Origin of the sequence: Halomonas sp. 113 (assembly GCF_904067645.1) — a bacterium.
Classification (GTDB): Bacteria; Pseudomonadota; Gammaproteobacteria; order Pseudomonadales; family Halomonadaceae; genus Vreelandella; species Vreelandella titanicae.
This window is the reverse complement of record NZ_LR881453.1, coordinates 2,024,692-2,038,880: the sequence shown is the minus strand read 5'-3', so window position 1 is coordinate 2,038,880 and position 14,189 is coordinate 2,024,692. Positions and strand designations below refer to the sequence as shown.

Below are 14,189 nucleotides of genomic sequence, written 5' to 3'. Positions count from 1 at the left end.
ATTGAACCCGACGGTTAAAGCGCCGGCGCCTGCTCGACCAACTTACCCGCATCCAGTTTAAGCACGCGGTCTTGATGGGCCGCCAGGCTAACGTCATGGGTCACAATCACGAATGCACAGGCGCTCTCTTTGGCCAGTTCATCCATTAGTGCCAAAATAGTTGCCGCCGTGGTTTGATCCAGATTGCCCGTGGGCTCATCCATCAGCACCAAACTAGGATCGGTGACCAACGCACGGGCAATCGCCACGCGCTGGCGCTCCCCGCCGGAAAGCTCACCCGGCTTATGATCCGCCCGCGGCTGCATGCCTACCCGCTCGAGTATCTGCATGGCACGCTTCTCGGCCGCCTTTTTCGACTGACCGCGAATAATCAGCGGTAACGCCGCATTTTCGAGTGCAGTGAATTCCGCCAATAGATGGTGGAATTGATACACAAACCCGATGTAGCGGTTACGAAAGCTGCCAAGCGCCGCTTCATTCAGCCCTGATAGAGGCTCACCGGCGATAACGACGCTGCCTTCACTAGGGCGGTCAAGACCGCCCAGCAGGTTTAACAGCGTTGTCTTACCTGACCCCGAGCTGCCGACGATGGCCACCCGTTCCCCGGCGCGCACCTGCAAATTGAGCTTATCCAGTACCGTCAGATCCTGGGGGCCTTCGCTGTAGGTTCGTGTCAGCGTCTGGCAATCGAGCATGACGGCAGCTTCTTGCCCTGTATTTATCGACATCGTGTCATCCTTATTCCTGAAGCCATTATTCATAGCGCAACACATCCGCCGGCTGAACTTTTGCCGCCCGCCAAGCGGGATAAAGTGTCGACAGGAACGTCAGACCAAAGGCGGCCAATACGATACGACTGACATCATTCCACTGCAGGCGTGAAGGCAGGTCGCTAATGAAATAGACCCCAGCATCCAGGAACTGAATCCCCAGCGTTCCTTCCACCCAGCCAATCAGATCCGCAATGGTCAGCGCCAGCAGCACACCCACGGCCACCCCAACAGCGATACCAATCAGCCCGATGGCCATGCCCTGAACAATAAAAATCCCCATAATCGAGCTCGGTTTAGCACCGATAGTCCGCAGAATGGCGATATCCGCGCGTTTATCGGTGACGACCATGACCAGCGTCGAGACGATATTAAACGCCGCCACGGCGATAATCACCGTTAACAGTAGCGCGATCATGCGCTTTTCCATCTGTATCGCCTGGAAAAGATTGCCTTGAGAGAAGGTCCAATCGCTGCCCCGATACTCCGGGCCAAGCTCATTGAGAATCGCCTGGGTCTCGCTACTGGCAGCAAACAGATCATCCAGCTGGAGGCGAAGCCCGCCAACCGCATCACCCAGGCGCGCAAGAGTCTGCATATCTTCAATATTGGCGTAGGCCAAATTAGCGTCTAGTTCGGCACCGACGCTAAAAATACCGCTAACGGTAAAGCGTTTTAAGCGTGGAAAGACCCCGGCGGGGGTAATTGATGCTTCGGGTACCAGCAGCGTTACTCGATCCCCCACGCCAACGCCCAAGTTGCGCGCCAGCATTGAGCCCAGCACCACATGCCACTCTCCGGGAACCAGATCGGTCAATTCACCTTGGCGCATGTGCTCACCAATAATTGACACTCGGTCTTCCCATTCCGGGTTGATGCCATTGACCATGGCTCCCTGATTACGCCCGCCCACGGAGAACATACCTTGTTGCTCAACGTAGGGCGCCGCACCAATGACCCGCTCCCTTTGCATAAGCTCTTCAGCCAGAGCCTGCCATTCAACCATGCCCTCCCGGGACTCAATTTTAGCGTGGGGCACCATGCCTAAAATACGTGTGCGCAGCTCATGGTCGAAGCCATTCATCACCGACAGCACCAAAATAAGTACGGCGACCCCCAGCATTAGCCCCAACATTGAGGTGAGCGAAATAAACGAAATAAAGTGGTTCCGGCGTTTAGCGCGCACGTAGCGCAGCCCCACCAGAAAAGGCAAACGATCAAGCATGGCGTCATTCCTTATCAATAAGCGCTCATGGTACGGTTTTTTTAGTCTCTCTGCATGTTCAAACGGCCATTAGAGCGGCCTTCGCCGTGAGCGTTCAGAATAAAAACGTTACGCTTGCAACTTGCCCCGCCACACCCTACATTGCGCCGATTTACTGCTGACAGTGGGGCTGCGCTTTTATGACGTATCGTTTGCTACCCGAATGGTATCCCCAAGATGGGATACAACTGACCTGGCCACGCCCAGACGGCGATTGGGCGCCTCTGCTTGCGCGCATCGAAGCCACCCTCGAGCGTATCGTGATGGCCACCGCGCGCTATCAGTGTGTGCTTATTTGCGTACCAGACGAACTAACCAAGCAGCGCCTGGCCGATACTTTTCACGCCTACGGCGTGCCCGCTGAACGCCTGCAGCTTATTGTCGCACCCACTGACGATACCTGGGCACGGGATCATGGCCCGATCAGCGTGGTCGATGAAGATGGCCAATGTGTCTTGCTCGATTACACGTTCACCGGCTGGGGTGGAAAATTTCCCGCCGAGCGCGATAACTTGCTCACCCAATGGCTTGCCGATGCGGGGGCCTGGGCCTGCCCGGTGGCCTCGCGGAATCTGGTACTGGAAGGCGGCGGTATAGAAACTGACGGCGAAGGCACCCTGCTCACCACCGAAGCATGCCTGCTTAACCCCAACCGTAACCCCACGCTAACCCGAGCAGAGGTAGAAGCGCAGCTTAGCGACGACTTCGGCGTTGACCGTGTGCTGTGGCTGGCCAACGGCCATTTAGAAGGCGACGATACCGACAGCCATATTGATACCCTGGCACGCTTCTGCAACCCAACCACCATCGCCTATGTGCGTTGTGACGACCCTCACGACCCGCACTACGCGGCCTTGGCGGCGATGGAGCAAGAACTGCAGTCTTTCCGGCAACGCAATGGTGAACCCTACCGGCTTGTTCCACTGCCCTGGCCCCAAGCCTGCTTTGACCCGGAAGATGGCCACCGCCTGCCCGCCACCTACGCAAATTTCCTGATCATCAATCAGGCCGTACTGGTGCCTACCTACGGCGACCCGGCGGATGTCACTGCACTGAACGCGCTAGCGGTTGCTTTTCCTGAGCACACGCTAATTCCGATTGAGTGCGTAAGCGTTATTCGCCAACATGGCAGCCTGCACTGTTTAACCATGCAGCTTCCACAAGGCACGCTTGCCCGGGGCACGCCTGCCACGACCGCTATTTGCTAAAGGAGTCACCATGTCGACAACGCTAACCGTCGCTGTTGTGCAGCAACCCGCGTGGCCGGACAAAGCCCAAAGCCTGTCAGCAAGCGAAGAAGGTATCCGTAGCGCCGCTAAACAAGGCGCGCAGTTGGTACTGCTACAAGAACTGCACGCCACCCACTACTTCTGCCAATTTGAAGACCCTGCCCTGTTTGATCTAGCGGAACCGCTGGATGGCCCTACCGGCCAGCGCCTGGCGGCGCTCGCTAAAGAGTTGAATATTGTGCTGGTTGGGTCGCTATTTGAACGCCGCGCTCCAGGGCTATACCACAATACTGCGGTGGTCTATGACCGCGCCAAGGGCCGGGTAGGTCAGTATCGTAAGATGCACATTCCCGATGATCCCGGGTTTTATGAGAAGTTTTACTTCACGCCGGGTGATCATGACAGCACCCGCGGAGAAGGCTTTACTCCGATCGAAACATCCGTGGGCCGTCTCGGCGTCTTGGTCTGCTGGGATCAGTGGTACCCCGAAGCCGCCCGTCTTATGGCGCTAGCCGGTGCCGATTTACTGCTCTACCCCACGGCGATCGGCTGGGATCCCAGTGACGACGGGGAAGAAAAGAGCCGCCAAAAAGATGCCTGGACAGTGATTCAGCGCGCCCACGGTGTCGCCAACGGCTTGCCGGTTCTAGTCGCCAACCGGGTTGGCTTTGAGGCGGATCATTCTGGGGTGGGAGACGGCATTCAGTTCTGGGGCGGCAGCTTCGTCTGCGGACCACAAGGTGAACTATTGGCCCATGCGGGGGAAGAGACTGAACAGTTAGTCGTTCAGCTGGATATGGCGCGCAGTGAAAATACCCGCCGCATCTGGCCCTATCTGCGCGATCGTCGTGTGGACGCTTATGGGGATCTGACTCGCCGCTACCGCGACTAGTAGGCTTGGCCTTAGTCTTAAAGATGAAAACGTAAAAACGCCTGCCTTGGCTAAATACCGAGGCAGGCGTTTTTCATTATATAACGCTCTTTTTATGCGTTCTGGCTTGGCGTGTTATTTCCAGAAATCGCGGATCGATGCGATTCCTTGAGCGCCCACGGCACGGGCATGATTGGCATCAAAGCGCGTCATGCCACCCAGTGCGAATACCGGCATGCCTGCGCGCTCTACCAACTGCTGGAAATCATGCCAGCCGAGCGGGAATACTTCCGGGTGTGACGGTGTGGTGCGCAGCGGCGATAAGCTAACAAAGTCGCAGCCTAACACCGCCGCCTGGGTAAGCTGCGTTTGGTTGTGTGTTGATGCGGACAGCCACTTGCTTTCGGCAATCGGACGACGCTCGAGCTGCATCAAACGCTCGCTGGTCAAATGAATGCCATCGGCGTCAATGTGATCAAGCAGCGTCGGCTCACCATTGAGCAGCAGTCGCGCGCCGTGCTCACGACACAGGCTCAAGGCACGCTGGGCACGAGCCAGATAAGCCGCTTCATCCAACTGCTTGGCGCGCAGTTGTACCAGGCGAATTTTGTCTTCACGCAGCGCGCGTTCCAAAAACGCATCGAAACGCGCCTCATCCAACTCTTCCCCGGTAATTAAATACTCGGTAGGCAACCTTACCGCTCGCAGAATCGGCAAATTAGCCGCCGGGAAGGGGTAGTTGGAGAGCTCGCTCATGGGCACCCAGCGCACCGCCTGCCCTTCACGACCAAAGGGCTCGCCAGCAAACTCATGCACTTGCCATACATCGAGCAAGATATGCTTGTCGGGGTACTCATGGTGGACGCGAATCAACGGCTGGGCACAAACAATCTCAACGCCTAGCTCTTCGTGCAGTTCACGCTTTAACCCTTCGAGACCTGTTTCATAAGGGGCCAGTTTGCCGCCTGGAAACTCCCAAAGCCCGCCATGATCTACGTTTGATGGCCGACGAGCGATCAGTACTTGCTGTTGATCGGCGCTGATAATCGCTGCCGCCGCGACGTGAACCCGTCGTTTTACCTTTATGCTCATAGACTCATATACTCGTTACGTCTTTATCCACTGCGTGCACCAATGCTAAAGGCATCGGTGCTATATCGCTGCGTGTGCCCACTACCCCTGCCAACCAACGCCCCACACAGGGGGAGACTGATTAGCTGCGGTAATCCGCGTTAATAGACACATAGTCATGGGAGAGGTCGGAGGTCCATACCGTGGCACTTTCCTCGCCGCGCCCCAAGTTAATGCGAATGGTAATTTCTGACTCGGCCATGACGGCGCTTCCTGCCGCTTCGGTATAGCCTGCAGCACGCCCGCCATTTTCAACTAGACGTACATCGCCTAAATCAATCACCACACGGTTGACATCAAAGTCGCTTACAGGCGCTCGTCCTACCGCGGCCAAAATACGCCCCCAATTAGCATCTGAAGCGTAAAGCGCTGTTTTGACTAGCGGTGAGTGCGCAACAGTAAAGGCCACATCGAGCGCCTCTTGACGACTTTTCGCTTCGTCGACCTGAAGGGTAACGAATTTGGTTGCGCCCTCGGCGTCGCGAATAATCGCCTGCGCCAGCTCGGTCATTACCCGCTGCAAGGCGTTGCTGAAAACGGCAATCTGCTCATCATCGGCAATGCGGGGGCCTGTGCCGGTCGCTGCCAACATACAAGCGTCATTGGTAGAGGTATCGCTATCCACCGTGATGCAGTTAAACGAGCGATCGACGGTTTCACGCAGTAGCCGATCCAGCAGCGGTGCTTCGATAGTTGCATCGGTCACCACAAAGCCCAGCATGGTCGCCATATTGGGCTTGATCATGCCAGACCCTTTCGTGATGCCGTTAATCGTTACCTGCTGATTGCCTATTTCAACCGTGACACTGGCGCCTTTGGCACGAGTATCGGTGGTTAAAATACCTTGGCCTGCGTGTTCCCAGGCAACACTGTCGCTGGCCATGCTTTCAAGCGCCGGTGCCAATCCCGCTAGCAGACGTTCCATCGGCAGCGGCTCGCCAATTACGCCGGTTGAAAACGGCAGCACGTCCTGCGACGACACACCGGCTTGTTTAGCCAGTTCTGCACAGCTAGCCCTGGCATCCCGCAAACCTGCTTCACCCGTACCTGCGTTAGCATTGCCAGTGTTGATCAGCCAAAAGCGTGGCGAACGGTGTTCTGCCCGGCACTGCTCGAGGTGTTGCTTGGCCACCAAAACGGGCGCTGCGCAGAACGCATTACGGGTAAAGACCCCAGACACCGTCACGGTCTCGGGCAGTTCAATCACCACTACATCACGACGATCCGGCTTTTTGATACCCGCCATTGCAACCCCCAGGCGCACCCCTTTTAGGGGTGGCAACTCTGGAAAGGGAGTGTTTCCAACCGCCATGATTTTCTCCTTTAGACAAAGACCGTTTCACAGACCGTCTCAAAAAACGGTCTCAAAACGGGCGCCGTTAGCTTAGTTTTCCACAGCACTGCTTGTACTTTTTACCCGAGCCACAAAAACAGGGGTCGTTGCGGCCCACTTTCGGGCCTTCGCGACGCACAGGGCGGCCATCAACACCAGGCGCTTCCTGCTCAGTTTCGGGCTGCTCCTGGGCCGGGGTGTCATGACGGCTTGCCGCCGTGGCGGTTTCCCGCGCCAGCGCTTCGCGGCGCTGTTGCTCAAGGGCGTCTACTTCCTCGGGCTGACGAACCTGTACGTGGCTCAGAATACGCGTCACATCGGCTTTAATGTGCTCTAACAGCTGCTGGAAGAGTTCAAAGGATTCACGCTTGTACTCTTGCTTGGGGTTTTTCTGAGCATAGCCACGTAGGTGGATACCGCGACGCAAATGATCCATCGACTGAAGGTGTTCTTTCCAACGCGTGTCCAGTACTTGCAGCATGACTTGCTTCTCAAAGCGACGAATCAGCTTCTCGCCAGCCGCCTCGATTTTGGCTGCATAGGCCTCGCGGTGCATCGTCTGCAGCCGTTCACGCAACTGTTCTTCACTAAAGCGATCATCTTCGGCGGCCCATTTAACCACCGGTGCGTCAAGGTTGAACTCCGTCTTCAAGTGCGCTTCCAAGCCGGGCAGATCCCACTGCTCGGGCAGGCTTTGGGGCGGCACGTAGTCGCTGATGGCCGTCTCCATCACCTCTTCGCGGATACCAATAACGGCATCAGCCACATCGTCCGCGGCCAGAATCTCATTGCGCTGGTCGTAGATCACCCGGCGCTGATCGTTGGCAACGTCGTCGTACTCAAGTAGCTGCTTACGAATATCGAAGTTACGCCCTTCGACTTTCTTCTGGGCACGCTCAACGGCGTTAGAGACCATTTTATGCTCAATGGCTTCGCCATGCTCAAGCCCCAATGCCTGCATCAAGCGTTTGACGCGGTCAGAGCCGAACAGGCGCATCAGACTATCTTCAAGCGACAAGAAGAAGCGCGTTGAGCCGGGGTCACCCTGGCGTCCGGCACGGCCACGCAGCTGGTTATCGATACGCCGGGACTCGTGGCGTTCAGAGCCCACCACATGCAGGCCGCCAGCGGCGAGCACACCATCGTGGCGCGCTTGCCACTCGACTTTTAACGCCTCAACCTGTTCTTGGCTAGGGTTTTGCAGCTTGGCGACTTCGGCCTCCCAGTTACCGCCTAGAACGATATCGGTGCCACGACCGGCCATGTTAGTGGCGATCGTAATCGCCCCTGGGCGGCCTGCCTGAGCAATGATCTCCGCTTCACTCTGGTGCTGCTTGGCGTTAAGCACATTGAACGTAAGGCCCGCCTCGCGCATCAGCTTGGCAAGGTACTCGGATGTCTCAATAGAAGCCGTACCCACCAGCACTGGACGCCCGGCTTCGGTCTCGGTTTTGACATCTTTGATGATCGCTTCGTACTTCTCTTCAGCGCTCAAATAAACCAGATCGTTGAGGTCTTTACGGGCCAGTGGCCGATTGGTGGGAATCACCACCACGTCGAGGCCGTAAATTTGCCGAAACTCAAAGGCTTCAGTATCCGCCGTACCGGTCATCCCGGCGAGTTTTTCATACAGACGGAAGTAGTTCTGGAACGTCGTTGAGGCTAGCGTTTGGCTTTCGCGCTGCACCGTGACGCCCTCTTTGGCCTCGACGGCTTGGTGCAACCCTTCCGACCAGCGGCGCCCGGGCATAGAGCGGCCGGTGTGCTCGTCGACGATCACCACCTGACCTTCAGAGATGATGTAGTCGACATCACGGTTATAGAGATGGCGGGCGCGCAGCGCCGAGTGCATATGCTGAAGCAAGTTAAGGTTTTGCGCGGCATACAGCGACTCGTCATCGCCCAATAAACCTTCAGCGCGCATCAGCTCTTCAACTTTATTATGCCCTTGCTCGGTTAACTCTACTTGCTTCTGCTTCTCGTCGACCAAGAAGTCACCAACAACCGTGGCTTCCTCATCTTCAATCTCTTCGCCTTTTTCAAGCTGCTGGGCAAGTTGATTGACGACTTTATAGAGGTCGGTATTCTCATCGACCGCACCGGAAATAATCAGCGGCGTACGCGCTTCATCGATAAGAATCGAGTCAACCTCATCGACAATCGCATAGTGCAGGCCACGCTGAACTTTATCTTCTAACGAGAACGCCATGTTATCGCGTAGATAATCGAAGCCGAACTCGTTGTTGGTGCCATAGGTAATATCACACTGGTACGCATGACGCTTCTCTTCGCCTGTCTGGCCGGAGAAAATGACGCCAATGGTAAGGCCCAGAAATTCATACAGCGGACGCATCCACTCAGCATCACGGCGAGCCAAGTAGTCGTTCACCGTGACCACGTGCACCCCTTTACCCGGCAATGCATTCAGGTACACCGCCAGCGTCGCCACCAGCGTTTTACCCTCACCGGTTTTCATTTCAGCGATGCGGCCACGGTGCAGGGTCATGCCGCCTACCATCTGCACATCGAAGTGACGCATGCCCATAACGCGCTTACTGGCTTCTCGCACGATCGCAAAGGCGGGCGCTAACAGCGAATCAAGCGACTCACCGGCTTCTAAGCGCTGGCGCAGCTCGGCGGTTTTACCTTGCAGTTCAGCATCGCTAATCGCCTCAAGCTCTGCTTCTAATGCGTTAACCTGCGGCACCTTCTTGTGCATGCGTTTGACATCGCGGTCGTTTTTAGAGCCCACGACTTTTCGTAATAAATTATTAAGCATGAAATATCCAAGTATTCACGAGCGTCCCAGCGGACATTGCCCTTTCAATGCATGCTGTTTATCTCTAGAGCATGCACAAAGTAGATGTATTATCGACAGACTTAGCGGGAAGGCGGGCCGCGCTGGGTCAAGACATCCCGGGCGGCGACCAGCATAGCCATCGGGGCTAGCCAGAGACATAGACGCCGAACAGGCGCAAAGCGCTGGGGGCTTTGAGCAAAACGTTGCAGCGCGCGCCGACGCCTGGCCACCCAGTGGGACTGGGCGCGTAAAATCGCGGGCACCCAGAAACAGATCGTGACGCTACGCTCACCGCCGCGGAATGCATCTGCAGGGCCTAAACTGGCGGGTAAAAGACAACTCACCAACAGACCGGCCAGCCACCAACGCGCTAAACCGTAACGGCGATGGCGCCGCGGCAAAGCTGATTGAACATCAAGCGTAGGTGACATGCTGTAGACCGGCTCCTGAGCGTGGTAGAGTTTACTAATCAGCCATCGGCGAAGGTGGCCGACGTCATTAGTAGCGGTGCCTAAACAGCAGCACCCTAGGAATTAAGCGTATGAGTATAAAGGTTAAGCGTTCTCGCGCACAGCCCATCGCCCGTCTGCTCTCCAAGTCGGGTGATATTAATCAGTTAATGCGCCTATCTCGTCTCATCGATCAGGCCCAGCGACACTTGCGCGCCCACTTGCCCGAAGAGATGCGCGAACATATTTTTGTGGGTGGCTTTAGCGAAGGTCGTTTAACCCTGATTAGCGGTCAGGCAAGCTGGCTGACGTGGTTACGCTTCGAACAGCGGCGCTTATTGGAACTGCTCCATCAACTGCCTGGCTTTGAAGGAGTCAGCGGCTTTACCTTTAAGGTACGCCCTGTACGCCCTATTGTGGCACCAAAGCGTAACACGCGTAGTCTGTCGGCCGACGCGGGCAAAACCCTTTCCGAGTGCGCTGAAGATACTACCAATCCAGCGCTAAAACGTGCCTTGGAACGGCTTGCATCTCATGCTCGGCCAGCCAAGTAACGCTCACACCATTTCTCTTCCCATCAGGCTTAGTGCCTTATCGCCACACTCTTAAAAGCATAAAGCACCGCCTAAGCGATGCTTTATGAATCAAAAAGTAAAAAAGCGCTAATATAAAAAGCGAAGCCTAGCTACATCACGCCATTGCAGGTGCGGCATAAGAGATCGGCGCAACCGCCTTTTCCTCTTCAAAGGTGACAATTTCATAGGCATCGGGCTGCGCCATCAATTCGCGACAGAGCTGATTATTGAGTGCGTGGCCAGATTTCACCCCACGGAACTCGCCGATCAGGCTATAACCCAGCTGGTACAAGTCACCGATAGCATCCAATACTTTGTGCTTAACAAACTCATCTTCGTAGCGCAGGCCGCCTTCATTAACGATGCGGTAATCATCCACCACAATGGCGTTGTCTAGACTTCCGCCTAGCGCCAGATTGTTAGAGCGTAAGAACTCTAAGTCGCGCATAAACCCGAAAGTACGTGCACGGGAAACTTCTTTAACGAAGGACGTGGTCGAGAAATCGATCAACGCGGTCTGTTTCTGCTGCTCAAAAACAGGATGATCAAAGTCGATTGCAAAGGAGACTTTGAACCCTTGATGGGGTAAGAACACCGCTTCTTTATCGCCATCGGTCACCGCTACACGGTGCTTGATACGAATGAATTTCTTCGCAGCATCCTGCTCTAAAATTCCCGCTGATTGGATTAAAAACACAAATGGACTCGCACTGCCGTCCATAATAGGCACTTCAGGTTCACTAACATCCACATAGGCGTTATCGATACCCAACCCAGCAAAGGCCGACATCAGGTGCTCAACGGTAGCTACCTTGACCCCGTTAAACACAAGAGCAGTACATAGCTTGGTATCTTCAACCAATTCTGCCCGTGCGGGAACGTGCGCAACGGGATCCAGATCGGTTCTAACAAACACAATCCCAGTATTGGCCGGCGCCGGACGCAGAACTAAGTGGACTTTTTTGCCAGAATGCAGGCCCACTCCGGTGGCGCGAATGACGTTTTGTAGGGTGCGTTGTCTGATCATGGATAGTAGCCGAGCTCTAATGACGGTAATAACCGCAGGGGAAAAGTTATCAAACAGTGTTCACTTTAACAGCAAACGAGCGTTTTAGCCAATAAAACGCTCGCTCGCTGTTGCAATGAGCCTGATAGCGAGAATCAATCCGCCTGGCGGCGTAGAAACGCGGGGATGTCCAGATAGTCATCGGCTTCGGAAGCGCGACGCTTTTCAGGACGCGGTTTTGCGGCCGCTTCGGGTGCTTCAGCGCGTGCTGTTGCCTGCTGACGCATTACCGTTGGCTGTTGCAACTTGCGGTAATCCGAGGACTCTGCAGCTGACCGACGGGCAGGCTCGCGCGCGGCCGCCTTAGGCTTTTGCCCGTCCAAGCCGGCGGCAACAACAGTGACACGCAGCTCGTCGGACATTTCCATATCAATGGAGGTGCCGACGACAATGGTGGCATCTGGAGACGCAAACTCCTGGACGGTAGCGCCTACATCGTTGAACTCGCCGATCGACAAATCGGGGCCTGCAGTAATGTTGACCAAGATACCGCGTGCGCCGTGAAGGTCGATATCTTCCAGCAGCGGGCTGCGGATCGCTTTCTCGGCGGCTTCGCGAGCACGATTTTCACCCGTGGCACCACCGGTACCCATCATCGCCATGCCCATTTCAGACATAACGGTGCGCACGTCAGCAAAATCGACGTTGATGATGCCCGGGCTAGTGATCAGTTCTGCGATACCTTGAACAGCCCCCAGCAGCACATCGTTCGCCGCACTAAAGGCCGTCAGTAGCGTGGCACTCTTGCCCAGCACAGAAAGCAATTTTTCGTTAGGAATAGTGATCAGCGAATCCACATGCTCAGAGAGCTCTTTCATGCCCTCTTCAGCAGCGCGCATACGCTTTGGCCCTTCAAAGGGGAAGGGGCGCGTCACTACCGCAACGGTGAGAATCCCCAGTTCCTTGGCGACCTGGGCAACCACCGGCGCACCCCCTGTGCCCGTACCACCGCCCATACCGGCAGTGATGAAGACCATATCGGCACCGACCAGCAATTCCGCAATGCGTTCGCGGTCTTCCATTGCGGCTTGGCGGCCCACGTCGGGATTGGCACCTGCGCCTAATCCTTTAGTGATTTCGCTACCCAATTGCAACACCGTCTTTGCTGCACAGCGTTTCAGCGCCTGGGCGTCCGTGTTGGCGCAGATAAACTCAACGCCTTCAATATTGCTTTCGACCATGTGGTTAACAGCATTGCCGCCACCGCCGCCAACGCCAACCACTTTGATGACCGCACTGCTCGAGGGTGCGTTATCTACCAATTCGAACATAAGCCCCGTCTCCTGAACCGCGCTTGCGGCCCTGTCAGAAATTTCCTTTGAACCAGCCTTTAATTCTTGCCAGCGCCGAATGGTCTTCCTTGATATCACGCCGGGCAAGCTCGTTACGGCCCTTATGGGCTGCAACCACTCCCCCGTGGCTTCTTAGACCTTGCCCATGACGCGTTTCCTGCAAGGCATAATGCAGCAGACCAACGCCCGTCGCATAAATGGGATTACAAACGACGTCCGCCAAACCTCTTACATTCTGCGGACATGCGATACGAACGGGCATATGGAAAATCTCTTCTGCCAATTCGCTAACCCCTTCCATGCGCGAGGTACCGCCGGTAAGCACTATCCCAGCAGCCACCATGTCTTCATAGCCACTACGGCGCAATTCGTCTCTCACTAGCGTAAATAGCTCTTCGTAGCGTGGTTCTACCACTTCAGCAAGCGCTTGGCGCGATAGATCACGCGCTGGACGATCACCTACGCTAGGTACTTTAATCATTTCATCGCTGGCGGCTAAATGGGTTAGCGCGCAAGCGTATTTAACTTTGATCTCTTCAGCGTGCTGCGTGGGTGTTCGCAACGCCATGGCGATATCGTTAGTGACTTGATCCCCGGCGATAGGAATCACCGCCGTATGGCGTATGGCGCCTTCGCTGAAAATAGCCATATCGGTGGTTCCACCACCAATGTCGACCATACAGACGCCCAGTTCACGCTCATCTTCAGTCAGCACGGCCATACTAGAGGCGAGCTGCTCTAAGATAATAGCATCAACTTCAAGACCGCAACGGCGCACACACTTCTCAATATTCTGCACCGCGTTTAATGCGGCTGTCACTAAGTGCACCTGTGCTTCCAAGCGCACACCGGACATGCCAAGCGGTTCACGAATGCCCCCCTGGGCATCAATCGAGAACTCTTGGGGCAGCACATGCAGCACTCGCTGGCCTTCAGAGATGGCACGCGCCCGCGCGGAGTCAATCACACGTTCAATATCGGAGGGCGTTACCTCACGCTCTTTAATAGCGACAACGCCATCCGAGTTCATTGAACTGATATGGCTGCCTGCCACGCCAACGTATACCGAGTGAATATCACAACCGGCCATTAATTCCGCTTCTTCAACGGCGCGCTGGATAGACTGCACAGTCGATTCAATATTGATCACTACGCCACGCTTCATGCCACGCGAAGGATGCGAACCAATACCTGCAATTTCAATTCCGCCGTCGTCGGTAGGTTGACCGACTATCGCGACGACCTTGGACGTTCCAATGTCCAGCCCGACCACCATATTGGATGCGTTGGGTGAGCCTGCCATGAGTCGGGAAATCTCCTTGCGTCATTGTTAAAAATAAATATAAATAGGGTGGCGCTTAATCTAACGCTTAACATTGAAAGCGTGCTACCCAAAATAATCAGTGCTG

At 55.5% G+C, this 14,189-nt stretch carries 12 protein-coding genes; 3 read left to right on the top strand and 9 right to left on the bottom strand.

Going from position 1 to position 14,189, the window contains the following annotated elements; genetic code table 11:
* Positions 1–14 precede the first annotated feature (14 nt).
* Entirely contained in the window at positions 15–728 is a 714-nt protein-coding gene (locus YERSI8AC_RS09545) for an ABC transporter ATP-binding protein (RefSeq protein WP_022523890.1), read from the bottom strand.
* Positions 729–753: 25 nt separating this feature from the next.
* Complete coding sequence (locus YERSI8AC_RS09540) at positions 754–1,995, bottom strand: lipoprotein-releasing ABC transporter permease subunit (protein ID WP_022523891.1); 1,242 nt, start codon at positions 1,993–1,995, stop codon at positions 754–756.
* 179 nt (positions 1,996–2,174) lie between these two features.
* Between YERSI8AC_RS09540 and YERSI8AC_RS09535 the strand changes: the two genes are divergently transcribed.
* The gene (locus YERSI8AC_RS09535) at positions 2,175–3,242 is read left to right on the top strand and encodes an agmatine deiminase family protein (protein WP_159176646.1); all 1,068 of its coding nucleotides are present in this window, start codon (positions 2,175–2,177) and stop codon (positions 3,240–3,242) included.
* A gap of 10 nt (positions 3,243–3,252) precedes the next feature.
* A complete protein-coding gene (locus YERSI8AC_RS09530; RefSeq protein ID WP_159176645.1) occupies positions 3,253–4,155 on the top strand; it encodes a carbon-nitrogen hydrolase in 903 nt (300 codons plus the stop codon).
* Positions 4,156–4,269: 114 nt separating this feature from the next.
* Here YERSI8AC_RS09530 and YERSI8AC_RS09525 read toward each other — a convergent pair whose 3' ends face one another.
* The 4 genes from YERSI8AC_RS09525 to YERSI8AC_RS09510 all read right to left on the bottom strand — a co-directional run bounded on the left by YERSI8AC_RS09525 (position 4,270) and on the right by YERSI8AC_RS09510 (position 9,829).
* The gene (locus tag YERSI8AC_RS09525) at positions 4,270–5,226 is read right to left on the bottom strand and encodes a Nudix family hydrolase (RefSeq protein ID WP_138800082.1); all 957 of its coding nucleotides are present in this window, start codon (positions 5,224–5,226) and stop codon (positions 4,270–4,272) included.
* A gap of 121 nt (positions 5,227–5,347) precedes the next feature.
* Positions 5,348–6,577: a bifunctional glutamate N-acetyltransferase/amino-acid acetyltransferase ArgJ gene (gene argJ, locus YERSI8AC_RS09520; protein WP_027959100.1), complete on the bottom strand. Its 1,230-nt coding sequence runs from the start codon at positions 6,575–6,577 to the stop codon at positions 5,348–5,350.
* A gap of 67 nt (positions 6,578–6,644) precedes the next feature.
* Positions 6,645–9,377 carry a preprotein translocase subunit SecA gene (secA, locus tag YERSI8AC_RS09515; RefSeq protein ID WP_159176644.1) on the bottom strand — a complete coding sequence of 911 codons (2,733 nt, stop codon included), beginning with the start codon at positions 9,375–9,377 and terminating at the stop codon, positions 6,645–6,647.
* Positions 9,378–9,478: 101 nt separating this feature from the next.
* Positions 9,479–9,829 carry a hypothetical protein gene (locus tag YERSI8AC_RS09510; RefSeq protein ID WP_022523897.1) on the bottom strand — a complete coding sequence of 117 codons (351 nt, stop codon included), beginning with the start codon at positions 9,827–9,829 and terminating at the stop codon, positions 9,479–9,481.
* 110 nt (positions 9,830–9,939) lie between these two features.
* Here YERSI8AC_RS09510 and YERSI8AC_RS09505 point away from each other — a divergent pair, with 110 nt between their 5' ends.
* Positions 9,940–10,401, top strand: coding sequence for a DUF721 domain-containing protein (locus YERSI8AC_RS09505; RefSeq protein WP_009286397.1), 462 nt, complete (start codon positions 9,940–9,942; stop codon positions 10,399–10,401).
* Positions 10,402–10,537: 136 nt separating this feature from the next.
* Here the strand turns inward: YERSI8AC_RS09505 and lpxC are convergent, their stop codons facing one another.
* The 3 genes from lpxC to ftsA form a co-directional block, all read right to left on the bottom strand.
* Complete coding sequence (gene lpxC / locus YERSI8AC_RS09500) at positions 10,538–11,449, bottom strand: UDP-3-O-acyl-N-acetylglucosamine deacetylase (protein ID WP_159176643.1); 912 nt, start codon at positions 11,447–11,449, stop codon at positions 10,538–10,540.
* 134 nt (positions 11,450–11,583) lie between these two features.
* Positions 11,584–12,759, bottom strand: coding sequence for a cell division protein FtsZ (gene ftsZ / locus YERSI8AC_RS09495; RefSeq protein WP_022523898.1), 1,176 nt, complete (start codon positions 12,757–12,759; stop codon positions 11,584–11,586).
* 34 nt (positions 12,760–12,793) lie between these two features.
* Positions 12,794–14,083 (bottom strand): cell division protein FtsA, encoded by a 1,290-nt coding sequence (gene ftsA, locus YERSI8AC_RS09490; RefSeq protein ID WP_022523899.1) that lies wholly within the window; start codon positions 14,081–14,083, stop codon positions 12,794–12,796.
* Positions 14,084–14,189: the final 106 nt, after the last annotated feature.

Coding starts and splice junctions, on each gene's coding strand:
- YERSI8AC_RS09545 (WP_022523890.1), bottom strand. CDS start 728: ATGTCGATAAATACAGGGCAAGAAGCTGCCGTCATGCTCGATTGCCAG.
- YERSI8AC_RS09540 (WP_022523891.1), bottom strand. CDS start 1,995: ATGCTTGATCGTTTGCCTTTTCTGGTGGGGCTGCGCTACGTGCGCGCT.
- YERSI8AC_RS09535 (WP_159176646.1), top strand. CDS start 2,175: ATGACGTATCGTTTGCTACCCGAATGGTATCCCCAAGATGGGATACAA.
- YERSI8AC_RS09530 (WP_159176645.1), top strand. CDS start 3,253: ATGTCGACAACGCTAACCGTCGCTGTTGTGCAGCAACCCGCGTGGCCG.
- YERSI8AC_RS09525 (WP_138800082.1), bottom strand. CDS start 5,226: ATGAGCATAAAGGTAAAACGACGGGTTCACGTCGCGGCGGCAGCGATT.
- argJ (WP_027959100.1), bottom strand. CDS start 6,577: ATGGCGGTTGGAAACACTCCCTTTCCAGAGTTGCCACCCCTAAAAGGG.
- secA (WP_159176644.1), bottom strand. CDS start 9,377: ATGCTTAATAATTTATTACGAAAAGTCGTGGGCTCTAAAAACGACCGC.
- YERSI8AC_RS09510 (WP_022523897.1), bottom strand. CDS start 9,829: ATGTCACCTACGCTTGATGTTCAATCAGCTTTGCCGCGGCGCCATCGC.
- YERSI8AC_RS09505 (WP_009286397.1), top strand. CDS start 9,940: ATGAGTATAAAGGTTAAGCGTTCTCGCGCACAGCCCATCGCCCGTCTG.
- lpxC (WP_159176643.1), bottom strand. CDS start 11,449: ATGATCAGACAACGCACCCTACAAAACGTCATTCGCGCCACCGGAGTG.
- ftsZ (WP_022523898.1), bottom strand. CDS start 12,759: ATGTTCGAATTGGTAGATAACGCACCCTCGAGCAGTGCGGTCATCAAA.
- ftsA (WP_022523899.1), bottom strand. CDS start 14,083: ATGGCAGGCTCACCCAACGCATCCAATATGGTGGTCGGGCTGGACATT.